We start from the raw sequence: 16442 nt of genomic DNA, 5'->3' as shown, positions 1-16442 counted from the left end.
CCATCGATCCGTTGGCGCTCTCGCTGGTGGAAAGCAGGAGGTTTGCCTGGATCATCGCTATGCAGGCAGCCAAGCCGACCAATACTGTGGTGCGCAGCCCGGCGGCATGACCACCTTGCTTCTTGTTTGCACTTTGCGCGCGCAGTTAGACGATGAGCTTAACGGTTGTGGCTTTCAGCCGGCACTGCTTCTTGAAGTTGCTCGACTTAGCATTAGCTTCCCTGAAGCATATGGAGTGAAGCGAGATGTCGTCCGGTCTTGAAAAGGTCTTTTCCGTCCGTGCCTCGCTCGAGGAGACAACGGACTCCGGCATTTTCAACTGGGACGTCGAAAACAACGTCGTGTTTGCAGATAGTGCCTTGGCAACCCTATTCGGTCTCGACCCCCAAGAAGCCAAACACGGTCTGCCCATCGAGACTTACCTTGTGCGGGTTCACCCGGAAGACAAAGCCGGGCTATCTCAGGCAATAACAGAGACTATCGTGGCCGATGTTCCACAGCAGCACGTGTACCGAGTTATGGGCACCGACGGTAAATACACTCACGTCGCATCTTTCGGCCGGGCATTTCATCGGAAAGACGGATCATTAGCAGCTTATGCCGGAATCGTTGTGCCGGCCGTCGATATCAGGGGTCAGTCGAAACAGTGATCTGACGGGTCTCGGAAGTTGCGGATGTTCCAACATCGTCGACGGCTCCAGTTGAAACTGGCGACTAGCCGGCGCTATCGGTCGGATCCGTCGGCATATGGAATGCAACCCCTTAGCGCCGGTTCAGCCGTAAACATGCGCTTACGCACCTAGGTAGCTCTTGATCTCAATGAATACTTTAGTAACATGTCACGATAGCCCAATTATATGACTGTACATGAAAACAGGCATCGATCATAGTACCCACGGCTGGGCGCTTCTTGCAATGAAGCTTCCGCAGATCAGGCGGTTCAGAAGCGCGCGGCACACAGTTGCCGAATTGCTCGAGTGCTATAGCCTTGCCGTACTCCATCTGGGACGATTGAGGAACAGTTCCGCTCCATTGTCGGACATAGGCGAGTATGAGACGGTCGTGAGTTCCATCGAGGGAGAGGTTTTCTTCTATCTCAAGGAATACGTGGAGCTATCCAGAAACGCTTTCGACTGGTGCGATTAAACGACAACGCAAAACAATCGTCTGGAACCCTGGACACTGGTCATTCCTCCAGTTGAAATCGCCTCGCTAAGCGTTATCTCATTGTCAATGCTTTTCGGAGAATGGTTGTCACCCATCTCTCGGTCAATTTTCGGACAGCACCCAATACGGAGCGCGATCATGTCCGAGGCCATTCGCTTTCAAAATATGAGCATTGAGCAGCGAGAGATCGTTCTGGGCAACCTTGTCAATCGCCTTGATGTCTCCGCATCGATCGCCCACCACGAGGGCGACCCAATATGGAAGATGCTTCACAAGCTTTCCGACGAGATTCGTGTCAACCAAGTCCAGATTGCCGCGGATTTCTCCGACGCGGCCACTTCCGTGATCAGGGAGGCCGCTGGACTGCTAGCGCGGTTCGAAGTCGGAGAAATCGGCAAGACGCTTCAATAACTGCGAGTTCGCCCGGACTGGGGTGATTTCTTTCCGCGCATAGAATAGGCGCTCGCGACCAGAAAGCCCTTAGTCGATGTGGACGAACCCGCTCGAAGGGTGTGAGCTGAAATAGCTGCTGGTAGCCTTCAAGCCGAAGGCAAAGCGCAAGTACACCTGACCCTGCGACCCGGTAACATAGAACGGCGGCGACTTTCTTAAAAGAGCGACGCCCGCCACTGGATCTTTGAACGGTAGGGGTAGTTTTACTCGCTAAGGTATCAAGCTCGCGCCAAGCTTCGGGAGCATACTCTTTTAGAGAAGCGAGCTGCGCGTGCCCAAGAACCCAGTAGTTGTACTCGTTGTCGATGACGAACCGCTTCTTCGCCTGTCAATCACAGGGGGAGCTCGAACATGAGGCTTTCGTCGTGTTTGAGGCTAGGACCGCGGACGAGGCCATCGCGGTCCTTGAAGGCCATCGAGAGACCCGGCTGGCATTCACTGACGTGAACATGCCGGGAAGCATGCACGGTCTGAAATTCGCACCATTCGTGCCCGATCGCTGGCCGCCGATCAAAATCATCGTGACATCTGGCTACCGTCAGCTGAAGTCGGGCAGCATCCCCGAGGTTCGCCCTTCCTCAAAAAGCCCTACGTCTCCGCCGAAGTCGTGACGATGATCCGCGAACTATTGGCGGACCGACTGGCGATGGTAGGAGGAAAGCCATCACGCCACCCCAGAGCTGTGTGCACGTAGTCAAGCGTCGTCGATGTGACCTGCGTTTTGAGTGAACTCGCGTTCTTTGGCGGTGCGCACATCTGCAGACATCTTCTCGGTTTGGTATGGTCCCAGCGATCCGGTGGCGCCGTCGTTATTCCATTCCACCCAATGACCCTCGTCATCGGATCGAACAACTACGGATAGTGATTGCTTTTCTTCTGACATGGATAGGTCCCTTCATTTCCGCGACCATAGCTGGCATATTGGCAAGGCGATAAGGTGCAACATCGTACAATCGTATCGTGTCACGATCGCTGGCGTGCGTCTCGTGACGCAACATCACACCTCGCGACGGAATCTAATTCAGCGAGTTTGATCTCTCGCCTCGTCGCGAGCTAGCCGTGCTTCGCGAAGCCGTTGGGTCTTAGCCTGTCGCACCTGTTCTTCAGTCTCAAGCTCCTCGACGGCTTGGCCGCGCGCGAAGAACTGGGATTGAACGCGGTCGAATGCGATCTCGGCCTGCTGTCTAGATTTGCTCGGGGTCATGAAACCTCCTTGGGTTTCGTGGGTAGATGCGAAAAGGCCGGACAACTTGGCCCGGCCCTTCAAACGCGCTGTCCCATTGCCATTACATCCGTGGTCAATGGGACCGCACGTTCAATTATGCAGCTTGCAGGTTGCAGGCAGACATCTTGCCGGACTTGGCGTCGCGCTCGAGATCATAGCCGATCTTCTGGCCCTCGACGATTTCGCGCATTCCCGCACGCTCGACGGCAGAGATATGGACGAACGCATCAGCGCCGCCGTTATCCGGCTGAATGAAGCCGAAGCCCTTTGTGGAATTGAACCATTTTACTGTGCCTGTGGTCATAATGAACCCTTTCAAAGCATAGAGTGAGGGACCGCGGAAGCGACGCTTCGCGGACGGTGATACGACTATTTTTGAAAGAGAAGGTTCGAATAGAGCGCGGTGCCAATCGCGCGGTAGACAAAGCTCGGCAAGCAAAAGATCGATAAAACTAAAAATAGAGAACTTTCCACAAAAGTCAACCAATAGTTTTCTCCGGGTCATCCAGTAGCCAATGCGTAAAAGGTTGTAGAGCTGGGCAACGCTTATTGCGTGAGCTGATCGGGCCGGAGGCCGACTACTGTCACGACAAGATTGCGCTAGTTAGAGCGTTCCCGATCACCACCACTACTGACGGGCACAAAACTTACCCCGCCGCTCTCACTGGCGTTCTGTCAAGCCTCCAACGCTTTGATCTGGGCGGTTGCCATGAGCCGCCCAAGATACCTTCTTTGCCCCAGTAAGCGCGGATGTAGAGCGAGAGCGTTCCGTCCGGTGCGGGAGGCTAGTTTGTTTCGTTGTCCTTGCCCGGAGACTTCGCGCCAACTTTGAGCGTGAGCGAGCCGTCGCTGTTTCGCTTAAGGTTCTTGCTCTTGGTACCGAGAGAATACCGCTTGAACTCATTCGTATGGAACAGACGCTTGTCGTTGTAGAGCGTTAACGACCAGAAGCCATTGACCGGTGGCTCCTGTCATTTCGCGAAAGTGACGGAACAGCTGCCGTTCCCGGAAAGCTATTTACCGACAGCGTCGCAGTCGGTGTAGAAATACTGCGTTTTATTCGGCCGGTTGTCGAACGTGTTCGACTGCGACGTTCCGGTCCGGTTGAAGCAGTCGAGACCGAATCGCGCATTATTGGTCGATCGGCGCCAGCCGTTGCCGGCCGGGCGACCGTTGTGTTTCCACTCGAAAATCGAATCTGCGATCCATAAATTTGTCATGAACTGAGCGGTAGAGGATCGGTGCCTTCGCTTAGAATTGCAAGATATCTTCGATAGCTGAACACGCGACCTCGCTTGCGGCCGGTTACTTCATCAACGATGCCTAAGCGCTCCAGATCGGCGAGCGCTGCGTTGACCGTTGGCGCAGACAAACCTGTAATCTGGACAATCTGGTTCGCCGTGTGAAAAGGATTCTGCTGGAAAAGCTCGTGAATGCGTAGCGCCGACCCTGCTCTATCGCTCTCTATGGTGATCCGCTCCCGATCTTCCTTGAAAAGAGCGACGATCTGAGTTGCAGCCTCAAAAGCCTGATTGGCTGTATCGGCCACGCCGGCAAGGAAAAAGTCTAGCCAGGCTTCCCAGTTTCCCTGTTCGCGAACCTCTTGCAGTAGCCGATAATATTCTCGCCGATGGGACTTCAGATAGAGGCTAAGGTATAGCAGCGGCTTTCTCAGAACGCCATTCATGCAAAGATATAGGGTTACGAGCAGGCGGCCGATACGGCCGTTGCCATCGAGAAATGGATGGATTGTTTCAAACTGCACATGCAGCAGGCCGGCTTTGATGAGCGCTGGTAGCCGCGATTGGTCGTCATGGATGAAGTGCTCGAAAGCATCCAGGCAACCGGCCATTTCAGTGATGGGTGGCGGCACAAAGAGTGCGTTACCGGGACGCGTGCCGCCAATCCAATTTTGCGAGCGGCGGAACTCTCCTGGATCCTTGGAGCCGCCTCGCCCACTTTGTAGGAGCCTGGCGTGCATTTCACGGATCAGACGCAATGACATGGGCAGCGTTTCCAGCCGCTCCAGACCATACATCATGGCATCAACATAGTTGGAGACTTCACGAATATCATCGACCGGCTGCCCAGCCTGCGCTTCCGTCTCAAACCACAAGAGATCGGAAAGCGTCGACTGCGTTCCTTCGATCTGCGAGGAAAGAACAGCTTCCTTTCTCACATACATATAGAGAAACAGCTCCTGCCGCGGCAGCAACATTGTGATACCGTCCAGCCGACCTAGCGCGCGCTCAGCCAAGCTGAGACGCTCCAGCAATGAAAGCACATCGATCGCCGGTTCGGGCGGCAATGGTGGAGGTACGAAAGCCGACACTGTTTCACTGGCAGCGGTCGTCTCGACGAAGCGACCCAAGCGATTTTTGGGTTGGGAATCTGACATGACCCATTATCAGACACGGTCGTTATTTAAGCAAGACGTCTTTCACTTAATTAAGCGACGGACTTAGATAAGCGCGCTTAATTAACGCGGACACAGCATTCACAGTGTCAGACCCGATACATCCTTTCTTAAAGCTCACTCCATATTCCCGCTCGCCCTCGGCATTAGCGCCGAGAGAAACGGAAAGAGCATGACCAAAAACGACCTGTCATCACGTCATTTTCAGCGAAAGATATTAGAATTCTGCGAGCTGCGTATCTCGCCGATTGCGTCCAAAAGGGTACTGGAGAATATTCGGCCCTATCTAGTCAGTTTGATCATCTATAGAAAATCGCCCCCGCTCCTGAATGGCCATATCGACTGGACGACGATCGGTCAGGCGTGTGCGATCGAAGCCGATTTGACGACAGAACTGAAAAAGCAGATGCGGCCAGGCTTGGATGCAATCATTCGCTGGCTCGGTGCGCCACCTGCCGCCGAAGATTCGCGAACTCGGAAGCCGAGCCTTCGCTCGGCGAAATCAGATCAAGCCAGAAAGCCAGCCGCCGCCTCCTCAACCAGAAAGCCGCATCGCGTCGGCGAAGGCGACAATGCTACTCACTCAGCTTTCGCACAGCGTGGACCTGCACCGAAGCCGATCAGTCCTTTTCCAGAACCGCTATTCGAAGCGACAGAAGATCCGGCAAGCTTTCAGGACGCGCTGGCCTATCACATGCGGCGGTTTGGCGACACATACTGGCAGCTTTACCGCTCTGTTGTTCATCTAAATGAGACCTTTGACAACAAGACGCTGCTATCCTGGATCCAGGGCGAGCGCGTGCCGCGATCTATTGCTAGTTTCACAATCCTTGGCCGCATCGAGCGGCGCTACAGGTTGCGACACGGGTATTTAAAAGAGAAGCTGCCGCATCAGGCACGTTCACTGTACGGCCATGATCTGGGTGACATCAGCCCGGCGGAGCGGCGTAGAATTTCATTTCACCTACCGGATGATTTCAGCAGTTTGCCCTTCACCAAACGTGAAGAGATCCTTGATTGGGTGCGTCGGGTAATTATTTCCGGATCCACGGAGTATCGTCGATACCAGGCGGCGGCCAGCAGGCAACGTTATGCCATCCGCTTTCCCGGTGTCACCTATGGCGGCAGTGCTTTTGCCTCTCGATCGTTGGCCTCCGCTGCTGGCACCAATCAGAACGTCGCGGCAGATTTCGACGATCCTGATTTGCTTTCCGGCGTTGTCGACGCGCCACCGAGACTTGCCATGGAGATGGCTGACCTTATCCGTTTCAAAACCTCGACACTGACCGCGATTGGTTTCCAGCGAAACGGCGTCTGGGGTGAGGAGACGGCCTCTCAGAAGATCGAACACCTCGGCCTGATGTTTGGCGCGCTGGCCGCTTCACCAAACGGGGCAGTGAAGGGCTACGGCGTACCACTCAGCCAACTGAGCTTTGGCCTACTCATCTTCCCCGGTGTTTGGGACTGGTATCTGCAGTGGCGAGAACAGCGCCGCGGCTTCTATACCAAATGGGAAGAAGACATGCTGATGGTCGCCCAAGCCCTTTCTCGCGCGGGTGTCGGCTGGATACGACAGCACCCGGAATTGCTTAACAACGTGAGGCCGGTCTCGGGTTTGGTTGAGCGGGACGAAATCGAATTCGCGGCCCGTGATTGGGACGGTGCCTGCGACGCTCTTCATAGGCATGCCGCCAACCGCTCGAAGGAAATCCAACGCGTCATGCGCGTCCATCGCGATCCGTTCGAGCCTATCATGTGCGTTCTCGAGGCCGAGAGTCCTTTGGCGGAGTATCGCAAGATCACTGAAGAGATTCTTGAACGCATGCCGGATGAGAGCAGGTATCCTCGGCCAGCAGCCGAAGCCGTCAGATCATTCCTACTGCTTCGGCTTGGCCTACACCTCGGGCTGCGGCAAAAGAACCTTCGCCAACTGCGTGTCTGTCCGCGCGGCCATTATCCGACATCCGAACGTCGGCTTGAGGACTTGAAATGCGGTGAGTTGCGCTGGAGCGATCGCGATCATGGGTGGGAGGTCCTTATCCCATCGGTCGCATTCAAAAACTCCGGCTCCTCCTTCTTCGGACAAAAGCCCTTCCGGCTGATCCTGCCCGATTTGCTCGATCTCTACAAATACCTCGACGCGTATATCGACAAGCACCGTGGAGTTCTGCTCGGCGGAGCCAAAGATCCCGGGACCCTGTTCGTCAAGACGGTAAAGACGACCAGCATTGATGCCGCCTACAACTCCACCACATTCTACGAGGCTTGGCGGACCGTGATCCAACGCTATGGAATTTATAACCCCTACACCGGGCGAGGCGCGATCAAGGGCTTGCTGCCGCATGGTCCGCATAACCTGCGGGACATTCTCGCGACGCATATCCTTAAACAGACCGGATCCTACGAGCAGGCGAGCTACGCCATTCAGGACACGCCCGATGTCGTACAACAACACTACGGTCGCTTCCTGCCGCAAGACAAGGCGGCACTGGCCGCCAAGATCCTAAATCAGGTCTGGGAAGCTGCCTAAAATTGAATGAGTGCTCGGCTCGAATGTTTATTGTCTACACCCGAGCCGGGACTCGTCGTTTCCGCCGTGATGCGATATGAACCGAGGACACGCAGTTTTTTACGGGGATTTCTTCAGCCCTTCGGCACGAGTGTGAGGCCCCCTTGGTGGCAGTTCTTCATCCTTCGCCAACCACGCCACATGGTCGCGAAACAACTGCGTTGCCCTGACCGCCTGTTTCGTAGAGTCGCTTCGAGAGCCTTGGCGATGGATTCTGCGTCGTCGTCGGTCATGCTGAAATGCTTTTACGCCAGTTTCATCCGTTGTCGGAATTGATCGCCGACGTTTGCCTCAATCAGCCCGCCACTTCAAACCACAGTTCTGTGTCAGCCGAAAAATCAGGCAGAAACTGGCGCAGAATTGACACCAAAATCATCCATGAAAACTTGCGGATATACCCAATGTTAGGATCCGTGATACTCTATTCAGACAGAGATACCAAAATAAAAACAAACACATATCAAGACGACTATAAATATAATGTACGTTGTATCTATCGATGACCACGGCGAAGAGCGCAACTTCTTGGCGACCCAAATAGGGTTCTCTGAAAACCGGTTCTCTGCGACAATCAATGGCCTCCTGCGAACCTTTGGCGTATCGGATGTCATCTCCGTTGAGCAGATTGACCACCCCATCCACACGATCGAGCACACACCCTCAGCAAGCCAGCATTGAACGAGGGATGGGAAGACGCTCGCTGATTGCAGCTTCAACATTTTGGGCGTGGCAGTGAATGCTCCCGCGACCAACGCCGCGTTATCCTCATTGTGGGTAGCGAACACGAGCCATGGTCAGATTTCGATTTCCTGATATCTTGCCCTCATTGTGTGGGGAGTAGGCGTAATGAAGAGTTTGGTTCCAGACGCATTCTATTGGGCGCGATCCGACAAGCACACCGATGGTCGGACGACGATCGTGCAAGTCTCGACGGTTTTAGGTGAGGATCCCGACTATTGGACTTTGGCCGTTCTAGGCTCCGATCAACATCACATGATCGGTGATTTCGAGCTCATCGCCCTCGTTGAACCGCTGGACGGTCTCCAGCTGCGGCAAGCGGCGGAATAATCTCAACGGATCTCATCGTGACGCCGGCGTAAAAGAAAGTCCTCGCAGGAGAACGAGGGCTGCAAGTCTTGCCGTGCAAAGGGGTGGGCGACGGTAAACGCATGCTTCTTTGATGTGCGCGATTATATTCGACGCAGCTTGATAACCAATGGTTTCAGCTTTAACGCGCTCTGGAAGATGCTTGAGCGGCGACGGAAGCGAGCCTCTGCTCCCGCAACGCCTGGGTCCGTGAGCAGCCCCTGCACAACCAATGAACACTTGGAGCGCGGACGCCGCGGCGAGATCGCATTTTTTTGATGCGTCGCGCTTAACTTTTTTAATTGCCGGTTTTGAACACGGCGCTAAAATTCCTGGTCGTCTGGATTTGTCTGGAGGAGAAAAATGAATCCGGAAAGGGATGAGATGCAGCGCTTGGCGCTGTGGGAGGCTCCAGTCTATGTAAGGATTGGACGAGGAATGACAGAGACGATCGACGGTCCGCAAGAGGCCCTGACTTACCTCTTGTCTCGTTGGCCGGCCGAACGCGGATACCATTACCGCCAGGCGATCGCCGATTGTACCGAGACGATCGAGGAATATGGCTCGCTTGAGGAGGCACGCGAAGCCTTCGTCGCTGCGGCGATAGAAGCGCACATCCTGGCCTAGCGGTGCCCAACCACCTTCAAAATTGATGCGAAAACCACGAGTGACGACCATGCATCATGATCTATCACCTATACCGATCAAACCCTTGGGTGTGGCCATCGACGGCCCGGGCAGATACCGAATTGTGAACACCGTTTCCGGTTTGGCGACCCTTCTTATGAACAACTGGCCGATACGAGAGAAGGGAGAGGATTGGCGCGCAGCGCTGGCGGCTTGTCTGAAAGCGTTTGAGGAAAAGGCAGGCGGCGCCGCCGCGCGCGAGGTGTTCATCCTCGCCGCGCGGAGCGCGGAGTTTTCGATGATCCTCGAGGCCGACCCCCTGGCAGACATCCCGCACCCCAGGGCGCCTGCTCAGTCAATTGCGATCCACTGATCCGGATGAGAAAATCCTCTTCCGGTCTGCTTTAAAAGATCGAGTCACAAACTACGAAGAACGCTTGTTCGTGTTCGCAGGCTGTGCTCGGGCTCGCGGTTGCGAGGCGAAATACATCACATACTCCTCTGCGGCGTCGGCAAGGTGGATAACCGACCTGGTCTGCGCACGATCGTGACGGCGCCTGTGCAAGCCCGTTGAATAAAGTGCGGGGCAGCATTGCCTCTGCTCGACGCGGGTATATCTAGGCGCCTGAGACGACGTGCATGAAGGATCGACGGTGAAATCTCCTGCAACAACCGAGCCTGAAGAGCAAAACGAAACAAGCGCTCTGTTCCGCAGCGAAGCCCGGCGGCGTGCCCTGTTCGAAGCAATCGATGATGGTTTTTGCATCATCGAGTTCATAGATGGCCCAGAGGGTTCGCTAAGCGACTACGTTCATGTCGAATCTAATTCCGGATACGAGCGGCAGACTGGGATCAAGGATATCGTCGGAAAGCGCCTTCGAGAGATTGAACCCGATAATGCTGATGTCTGGCTTACTCTTTACGGCGGCGTCCTGGAGACTGGTGAGACAGTGCGTTTTGAACAGGAGTTCAAAGCGATCGGTCGCTACATCGAAGTGTCTGCGACACGGATCGAGCCTTCCAGTCTTCGCCAGGTCTCGGTTCTCTTTCGCGACATCACCGAGCGAAAGGTGGCGGAAGCAGCCTTGCGCAAAAGCGAGGAGCTAGCGCGCGACAACATTCAGCGCGTTCAACTCGCTTTGGCCGCAGGTGCCATCATCGGAACGTGGTTTTGGGATGTTCCAAGCGACCGCTTCACGGTTGACGAAGCATTTGCGACCGCGTTTGGCTTCGACCCGTCGCAGGGGCGTTCGGGCATAAGTCTTTCCCAGGTGATAGAGACAGTGCATCCCGACGACCAGGCGGGCTTGGCTATTGCAATAGATGAGGCCTTGCGACGGGGTGGATCGTTCGCCCATCAGTACCGGACCAAGCGGACGGACGGGAACTACTATTGGTTGGAGGCGAACGGCCGGGTAGATCTTGCAGCGGATGGCAGCGCCTCGAAGTTTCCGGGCGTACTGCTCGATATAGAGGGCCGGCGTGCGGTTGAAGCAGAGCGTGACCGCGCCATTGCCGAGCTGCGGTCACTGACCGAAACACTGGAGGAGCGAGTTGAGGAACGGACCGGCGCGCTACTCAAAGCCGAAGAAGCTCTCCGACAGTCACAGAAGATGGAGGCTGTCGGTCAGCTTACAGGCGGCCTAGCGCACGATTTCAACAACATCCTTGCCGGCATCGGCGGGAGCCTCGATTTGATGAAAACGCGGCTCACACAGGGGCGTATCGGCGATATCGATCGATACCTTACCGGCGCGCTGGGCGCGGTAAAGCGCGCAGCAGGACTGACACAACGCTTGCTCGCTTTCTCACGCCGTCAGACGCTTGATCCCAAGCCATCTGACATCAATCGGATCGTGGCCGGCATGCAAGACCTCGTGACCCGTAGCGTCGGCCCAGGGATCGAAGTCGAAACCGCGGCAGCCGGTGGCCTGTGGACTGCATTCGTTGATGCTGGCCAATTCGAAAACGCGCTTCTCAATCTCTGCATCAACGCCCGCGACGCAATGCCGGACGGCGGAAAACTAACGATCGAAACTGGGAACAGGTGGTTGGACGAGCGCGCGGCAAAAGCGCGTGGCCTCGAACCCGGCCAATATGTCTCCATGTGCGTTAGCGATACCGGTACCGGCATGTCGCCAGATGTTATCGAGCGGGCGTTCGATCCCTTCTTCACCACCAAACCGACGGGACAAGGCACAGGGCTCGGTCTCTCCATGGTCTACGGTTTTGCCGGGCAATCGGGCGGCGCGGCGCGGATCTATTCCGAAGTTGGCAAGGGAACCATGATTTGCATCTACCTGCCTCGACATGTGAGTGCCGCTGTCGAGGAGCATATCCCGCTTGTTGACGCGCCCCCACCTGCCGCGGTGGACCAGTTGACAGTCCTGGTTGTCGACGACGAACCTCTTGTCCGGATGGTCGCCGTCGAGATCCTGGAAGAGTTGGGGTACTCCGTCATGGAGGCGGAGGACGGCCCCTCCGCGCTTAAAACCCTTACCCTTCGCCCGGATATCGACATCCTCGTTACCGATGTTGGCCTGCCGAACGGTATGAACGGACGCCAGCTTGCCGATGCAGTACGAGTGCAGCGGCCGGAGTTGCCGATCCTGTTCGTCACGGGATACGCAGAAAACGCCGTCCTCAATCACGGTCACCTGGAGCGCGGCATGCAGGTCCTGACCAAACCCTTCGCCAGCGATGTATTCGCCAGGCGCGTGTCTGAACTCGCGTGTGGCAAGTAGAATTACAGTGTCCGCGGCCTGGCATTCCAGCCCGCGATGCTCGACGACTTCCAGCTACTCGGGCTCGTCAGGCTCCCAGAGGAGTACCTTGCTCAGGAGCCGGCGCTAAGCCCTGCAGCGTGGGCCGCTGGGCAGCCTTCAAGATATCCTTAAGGCCTTCGGTTGCGCGCCGAAACCTCCCTCGAATCCTTCGCGGCGTCTGAGAACCCAGGAGGTTTGCTCTTTATCCAGGCGACGAATTTCTGGATCGCCGGATCTTCGAGCAGCGCCGGGATGGAGCCGAACGTCTTTGCGAGTTGCGAGTCCGTGAAGATCGCATGGATCTGACGATGACAGACACGGTGCAAGGGAACGGTGATCTTGCCGCCTTTGCTTTTCGGGATCAGGTGATGGTCCTCTTTCTGATCATCCGGAATCGCTCGTTCACAGAGCGGGCAAAGCGTGGGCTCCAGCTCGACATGCCATGAGGCAGTTTCATCTCTGTTTTTACGCGCCATCGGCCCTCGATTGCATCCACCATTTCCTGCCAACGGAGTTGAATTCTTATCCTGATCCTCGGCCACGTTGGAGATATCGGTTCCCCCGGCCGGTATCAACAGTGTTCTGCTCGGTTCTGCGGACAGCAATTTGCGCACGCGTCGCTATCACTTAAATTGCAAGATATTTGCTGCTACGTGCTATCTGGTCGCTCCGCCCTGGTATGCGTGTGTTATCGTGTTCCTCGCGCTCGCTATTCACGAGAATTAAGCCATTGTACCGACATCGCCCATCATCCGGCCGCCTCCTGCGACACGCCCGATGCACCGCCAAGAATACAGGACAACACGAGATAATATCGGCTTTGCTTTGATGGCCTATTCCTAAGGCAAATGTATTGCAATTCGCATCTTTCGCCCTAATTGCCTCGGTTACGAAAGGATCGAGCCTAATGAAAAAAGCAATCACGGTGCGCCTTGATCCTGAACTTCTTGAACAGGTCCGTCTGAAGGCTGAGGACGAAAATCGGACGTTGACCAACTTCATTGCCACCGCTCTCAAAGATCGCCTTCGGCTCGCTTCCAACGGTCCGCGTCATCTCGAAAATGGACAGAAATAATTAATGACCAACGGATCAGCCCCTACGGACGATGCTGCTACGACCTCTGCGCTAGCGAAAGCGGCAACCGGGATTTCGGGCTTTGACGAGATAACGCTGGGCGGTCTGCCAGATGGTAGACCGACCCTGGTTTGTGGGGGCCCGGGATGTGGCAAGACGCTTTTTGCCATGACCTTCCTCGTCAACGGCGCGACGCTTTTTGATGAACCCGGCGTATTCATGAGTTTTGAAGAGGCAAGTGAAGATCTCGTCCAGAACGTGGTCTCACTTGGCTATGATGTTCAGAGCCTTATCGATGAAAAGCGGCTCGTGCTGGACTAGAAAATAGATCCTCCGCATGGCCAGAAATTTCGATCGCCGAGCGGGGTTGCCGTTTGGTCTAAATCAAGATTTCGTTATTGAACAGAATGATGGTCCCGTCTGAAACAAACGCATCTTCAACGGCTGACGTAGCCCATGGTCGATTGCCGGACCCTACAGGCGTCAATAGCCGGAAGAGCCTTCTGAGATCGCCGTTTTGATTGCGTCTCGTCACTGAGGTGGCAGCGCGAACTGGAGAGGCAGATCGCAGACGTCGGCATCCGAACGTATCTGGACCACGTGCGTACGAAGCTAAGCCTCCCCCTCGAGGCCGAAGTGTTTTAGGGCTTCTTCTGCTTGCTGGACTCTACAGCCCTGGCCCCGAGCGTAGCCGGCGCTGCGACTGGAGCCGCTTTGTCCTTCTTAGGCTTTCGGACCTCTTTGTTGCTTTTAGCTTGACCCTTGGCCATCGATTCCTCCTAGTTGAGATAACGTAGCATTACCGAGCAACACGGGAGAGAATGCAAGTCATATCTTGGCTATCGGGCCGGTAGGTGCCAAGCCGCCGCATGGGCTGAGCGGACTTCTCCGACCGAAGATCGTAAGTGAAATGATATCGGTCAATGTTCCGACCAACACTCCAAACCATGAACAAGAACGAGGCTGGCGCCAAGCGCGAGGTAACGGTCTTACGACCGAGCATTCTGAGAGGTGGCGCAGTATTGGTGGCTATGCGCCCCAGAATGTCGATGTGTTGGCTCCGAAGTTGGCAGAATAATTCAGGTGTTGGTGTCGAAGTTCAAAGCCGCCACCGCTTTGGCAGCGGCGGCACGGACGCGGAAAAGGGGCCGACGCGCAAGCCCACAGACAAAAACGGATAGTTTCGCTTCCCGCGCCGTAGTAGATGAGGCAGCACGTACGGATGGCCTAGCCTGATGCCCAACAATTAAATCGTGGTGTGGAGCAGAAGTCCTGCACTGCGCTCAGAAACAGCTCGGATCAAATGAACTCTCAAAACCACGAACCAAAATCACCAAACCGGGATACGACCGGCGCTTGGATCAAGATTCTGGCGCAATACCGGCAGCCGCGATTTGGTCGCAGCGTATTTGAGCTCGTGGTAACGGCTGTACCGTTCGCTGCGTTCTGGGCCGGAGCGTGCATCTTCATCATGCAAGGTTCGTGGCTGGGCGCCTTGCTTGTTCTGCCTGCTGCAGCTTTCCTACTGCGGCTCTTTATGATCCAGCACGATTGCGGGCACGGCTCGTTCTTCGCGCGGCGAAGGTTGGACACATGGACGGGACGCATAATTGGCGTTCTCACCCTCACGCCCTACGACTACTGGCGGCGAACTCATGCCGAGCACCATGCCTCTGCAGGCAATCTTGACGAACGGGGAGTAGGTGACATCGCCACCCTAACGGTCGACGAATATCACGCCCTCTCTCCGGCAAGGAGACTTGGATACCGCTTCTACAGGCACCCTGTTGTCATGTTCGGCGTCGGCCCAGTCTGGGTGTTCCTTCTAAAACAACGGCTGCCGATCGGTATGATGAGAGCCGAACTCTTGCCTTGGGTGTCGACGATGGCAACCAATCTAGCGATCGCGCTCGTCGCTGCACTGACAATATGGTCCGTGGGGCTCGTGCCGTTCCTCTTGGTGCATCTTCCTGTTGTTTTGTTGGCGGGCGCTGCCGGTGTTTGGCTGTTTTACGTACAACACCAGTTTGAGGAAACGCATTGGTCAAAGGCCGACGACTGGCAATTTCCTAAAGCCGCTCTCCATGGCGCTTCGCACTATGACCTCCCGCTGGTGCTTCGATGGCTGACGGGGAATATTGGCGTTCACCACATTCATCATCTCGCTAGTCGTATTCCATACTACCGACTTCCGGAGGTACTGCGCGCTCATCCTGAACTGGCGGCCATTGGCCGCATAACGTTGTGGGAAAGCTTTGGGTGCGTCCGACTTGCGCTGTGGGATGAACGGCGGGGCCGGCTTGTCTCTTTCCGGGAGGCCCGGAAACTGCTGGCGCATCAATAGCGGTTGAGTGCTCCAAGCGATTGTTCTCGCTCCTGAAGCAATTCTCTCAGGCGGCGCGAAAGTGGCGTGCATCGGTAAGCCCCATAGACCCTGCATGGGCAAATTTTTTGATTGCGGCAGCTGATCCTCTGTCCTTGGAGCGTGTATCGGTTTGAATGGAAGCTGACAAAGGAATGCAGATGTCGATCACTGTCCAGAAAACAATCCCCGCTGCGCGAATGCATCAGTTCCACCAGATGGTCGAGCGGTGGCTTCAGGAAGGTCCGATCAAGCTCGCGACCAATGCCACGATCACCGCAATGGACAATGCCGCAATCCCGAAGGAAGAACAGGCGGCGATCATCGAGGACCGGGACATCATCATGAAACACAATATGCGACTCGGCCTGATCAGCGAAGTCTTCGCAACGGCCATCGAGAAGGCTGTGAAATCATCCCGGTCAGGACATGAGGCGCAGGACGAGATCGCTCGATTGATCGTGACTGCAATCGGCATCCGTCAAGACGATGAGAGTGAGCTGGTCACGTTCACCTTCGCTAGTCAAAGCGAGGCCGATGCATTCAGCGCGCTTGCCTGACGGCAGCGATCGGCGCTTCTACGATATGGCCGCAACCGGCCGATTTCGTTGAAAAACCCGCTTGATCGACTGCTCATCCGCCCATTTCGGTCCTTCCGGGCGGAGTGCCAATGCGTTTCTACCCCGCGTCTCGGCGC

Annotated in this window: 16 protein-coding genes and 2 pseudogenes; 12 read left to right on the top strand and 6 right to left on the bottom strand. The window is 55.7% G+C overall.

The genetic code is table 11. The annotated features are described in order from the left end of the window. Nucleotides 1-245: 245 nt before the first annotated feature. The 3 genes from J5286_RS29885 to J5286_RS29875 all read left to right on the top strand — a co-directional run bounded on the left by J5286_RS29885 (nt 246) and on the right by J5286_RS29875 (nt 2231). The gene (locus J5286_RS29885; protein ID WP_209190710.1) at nt 246-650 is read left to right on the top strand and encodes a PAS domain-containing protein; all 405 of its coding nucleotides are present in this window, start codon (nt 246-248) and stop codon (nt 648-650) included. Nucleotides 651-1305: 655 nt separating this feature from the next. Then, entirely contained in the window at nt 1306-1578 is a 273-nt protein-coding gene (locus tag J5286_RS29880; RefSeq protein WP_209190709.1) for a hypothetical protein, read from the top strand. Nucleotides 1579-1925: 347 nt separating this feature from the next. Next, nucleotides 1926-2231 (top strand): response regulator, encoded by a 306-nt coding sequence (locus J5286_RS29875; RefSeq protein WP_245205944.1) that lies wholly within the window; start codon nt 1926-1928, stop codon nt 2229-2231. 83 nt (nt 2232-2314) lie between these two features. Here J5286_RS29875 and J5286_RS29870 read toward each other — a convergent pair whose 3' ends face one another. The 5 genes and pseudogenes from J5286_RS29870 to J5286_RS29850 form a co-directional block, all read right to left on the bottom strand. Further along, nucleotides 2315-2503, bottom strand: a complete 189-nt coding sequence (locus J5286_RS29870) for a hypothetical protein (protein ID WP_209190708.1) — start codon at nt 2501-2503, stop codon at nt 2315-2317. A 138-nt stretch (nt 2504-2641) separates the two neighbouring features. After that, the gene (locus tag J5286_RS29865) at nt 2642-2824 is read right to left on the bottom strand and encodes a hypothetical protein (protein ID WP_209190707.1); all 183 of its coding nucleotides are present in this window, start codon (nt 2822-2824) and stop codon (nt 2642-2644) included. Nucleotides 2825-2939: 115 nt separating this feature from the next. Next, complete coding sequence (locus J5286_RS29860) at nt 2940-3149, bottom strand: cold-shock protein (RefSeq protein ID WP_047514662.1); 210 nt, start codon at nt 3147-3149, stop codon at nt 2940-2942. Between the two features lie 481 nt (nt 3150-3630). Beyond that, nucleotides 3631-3798: pseudogene (locus J5286_RS31430) on the bottom strand (DUF1214 domain-containing protein); the annotation flags it as partial. Between the two features lie 263 nt (nt 3799-4061). Then, nucleotides 4062-5243, bottom strand: a complete 1182-nt coding sequence (locus J5286_RS29850; protein ID WP_209190706.1) for a Fic family protein — start codon at nt 5241-5243, stop codon at nt 4062-4064. A 190-nt stretch (nt 5244-5433) separates the two neighbouring features. On the opposite strand from J5286_RS29850, the gene J5286_RS29845 reads away from it, so the two are divergent. The 5 genes from J5286_RS29845 to J5286_RS29825 all read left to right on the top strand — a co-directional run bounded on the left by J5286_RS29845 (nt 5434) and on the right by J5286_RS29825 (nt 12287). Beyond that, nucleotides 5434-7791 carry a hypothetical protein gene (locus J5286_RS29845; protein WP_209190705.1) on the top strand — a complete coding sequence of 786 codons (2358 nt, stop codon included), beginning with the start codon at nt 5434-5436 and terminating at the stop codon, nt 7789-7791. Between the two features lie 885 nt (nt 7792-8676). Next, complete coding sequence (locus J5286_RS29840) at nt 8677-8898, top strand: hypothetical protein (protein WP_209190704.1); 222 nt, start codon at nt 8677-8679, stop codon at nt 8896-8898. Between the two features lie 381 nt (nt 8899-9279). Continuing rightward, entirely contained in the window at nt 9280-9543 is a 264-nt protein-coding gene (locus J5286_RS29835; protein ID WP_348529262.1) for a DUF982 domain-containing protein, read from the top strand. Nucleotides 9544-9592: 49 nt separating this feature from the next. Beyond that, on the top strand, nt 9593-9916 hold the full coding sequence (locus tag J5286_RS29830) for a DUF982 domain-containing protein (RefSeq protein WP_209190703.1): 324 nt from the start codon (nt 9593-9595) through the stop codon (nt 9914-9916). A gap of 280 nt (nt 9917-10196) precedes the next feature. Further along, on the top strand, nt 10197-12287 hold the full coding sequence (locus J5286_RS29825) for a hybrid sensor histidine kinase/response regulator (RefSeq protein WP_348529261.1): 2091 nt from the start codon (nt 10197-10199) through the stop codon (nt 12285-12287). 149 nt (nt 12288-12436) lie between these two features. Here J5286_RS29825 and J5286_RS29820 read toward each other — a convergent pair whose 3' ends face one another. Further along, nucleotides 12437-12922: an HNH endonuclease signature motif containing protein gene (locus J5286_RS29820; protein WP_245205940.1), complete on the bottom strand. Its 486-nt coding sequence runs from the start codon at nt 12920-12922 to the stop codon at nt 12437-12439. 293 nt (nt 12923-13215) lie between these two features. Here J5286_RS29820 and J5286_RS29815 point away from each other — a divergent pair, with 293 nt between their 5' ends. From J5286_RS29815 to J5286_RS29800, 4 genes and pseudogenes are all read left to right on the top strand, one after another. After that, nucleotides 13216-13383: a YlcI/YnfO family protein gene (locus tag J5286_RS29815; RefSeq protein ID WP_209190701.1), complete on the top strand. Its 168-nt coding sequence runs from the start codon at nt 13216-13218 to the stop codon at nt 13381-13383. 3 nt (nt 13384-13386) lie between these two features. Beyond that, a pseudogene (locus J5286_RS29810) lies at nt 13387-13701 on the top strand (ATPase domain-containing protein); the annotation flags it as partial. 985 nt (nt 13702-14686) lie between these two features. Next, complete coding sequence (locus J5286_RS29805; protein WP_209190699.1) at nt 14687-15727, top strand: fatty acid desaturase; 1041 nt, start codon at nt 14687-14689, stop codon at nt 15725-15727. Nucleotides 15728-15900: 173 nt separating this feature from the next. Next, a complete protein-coding gene (locus tag J5286_RS29800; RefSeq protein WP_245205938.1) occupies nt 15901-16305 on the top strand; it encodes a hypothetical protein in 405 nt (134 codons plus the stop codon). The last annotated feature ends 137 nt before the right edge of the window (nt 16306-16442 follow it).

The organism is Rhizobium sp. 16-488-2b (assembly GCF_017741815.1).
GTDB lineage: Bacteria > Pseudomonadota > Alphaproteobacteria > Rhizobiales > Rhizobiaceae > Rhizobium.
The sequence above is the reverse complement of the archived record's forward strand: the minus strand, read 5'-3'. Positions and strand labels throughout refer to the sequence as shown.

Coding starts and splice junctions, on each gene's coding strand:
- J5286_RS29885 (WP_209190710.1), top strand. CDS start 246: ATGTCGTCCGGTCTTGAAAAGGTCTTTTCCGTCCGTGCCTCGCTCGAG.
- J5286_RS29880 (WP_209190709.1), top strand. CDS start 1,306: ATGTCCGAGGCCATTCGCTTTCAAAATATGAGCATTGAGCAGCGAGAG.
- J5286_RS29875 (WP_245205944.1), top strand. CDS start 1,926: ATGACGAACCGCTTCTTCGCCTGTCAATCACAGGGGGAGCTCGAACAT.
- J5286_RS29870 (WP_209190708.1), bottom strand. CDS start 2,503: ATGTCAGAAGAAAAGCAATCACTATCCGTAGTTGTTCGATCCGATGAC.
- J5286_RS29865 (WP_209190707.1), bottom strand. CDS start 2,824: ATGACCCCGAGCAAATCTAGACAGCAGGCCGAGATCGCATTCGACCGC.
- J5286_RS29860 (WP_047514662.1), bottom strand. CDS start 3,149: ATGACCACAGGCACAGTAAAATGGTTCAATTCCACAAAGGGCTTCGGC.
- J5286_RS29850 (WP_209190706.1), bottom strand. CDS start 5,243: ATGTCAGATTCCCAACCCAAAAATCGCTTGGGTCGCTTCGTCGAGACG.
- J5286_RS29845 (WP_209190705.1), top strand. CDS start 5,434: ATGACCAAAAACGACCTGTCATCACGTCATTTTCAGCGAAAGATATTA.
- J5286_RS29840 (WP_209190704.1), top strand. CDS start 8,677: ATGAAGAGTTTGGTTCCAGACGCATTCTATTGGGCGCGATCCGACAAG.
- J5286_RS29835 (WP_348529262.1), top strand. CDS start 9,280: ATGAATCCGGAAAGGGATGAGATGCAGCGCTTGGCGCTGTGGGAGGCT.
- J5286_RS29830 (WP_209190703.1), top strand. CDS start 9,593: ATGCATCATGATCTATCACCTATACCGATCAAACCCTTGGGTGTGGCC.
- J5286_RS29815 (WP_209190701.1), top strand. CDS start 13,216: ATGAAAAAAGCAATCACGGTGCGCCTTGATCCTGAACTTCTTGAACAG.
- J5286_RS29805 (WP_209190699.1), top strand. CDS start 14,687: ATGAACTCTCAAAACCACGAACCAAAATCACCAAACCGGGATACGACC.
- J5286_RS29800 (WP_245205938.1), top strand. CDS start 15,901: ATGCAGATGTCGATCACTGTCCAGAAAACAATCCCCGCTGCGCGAATG.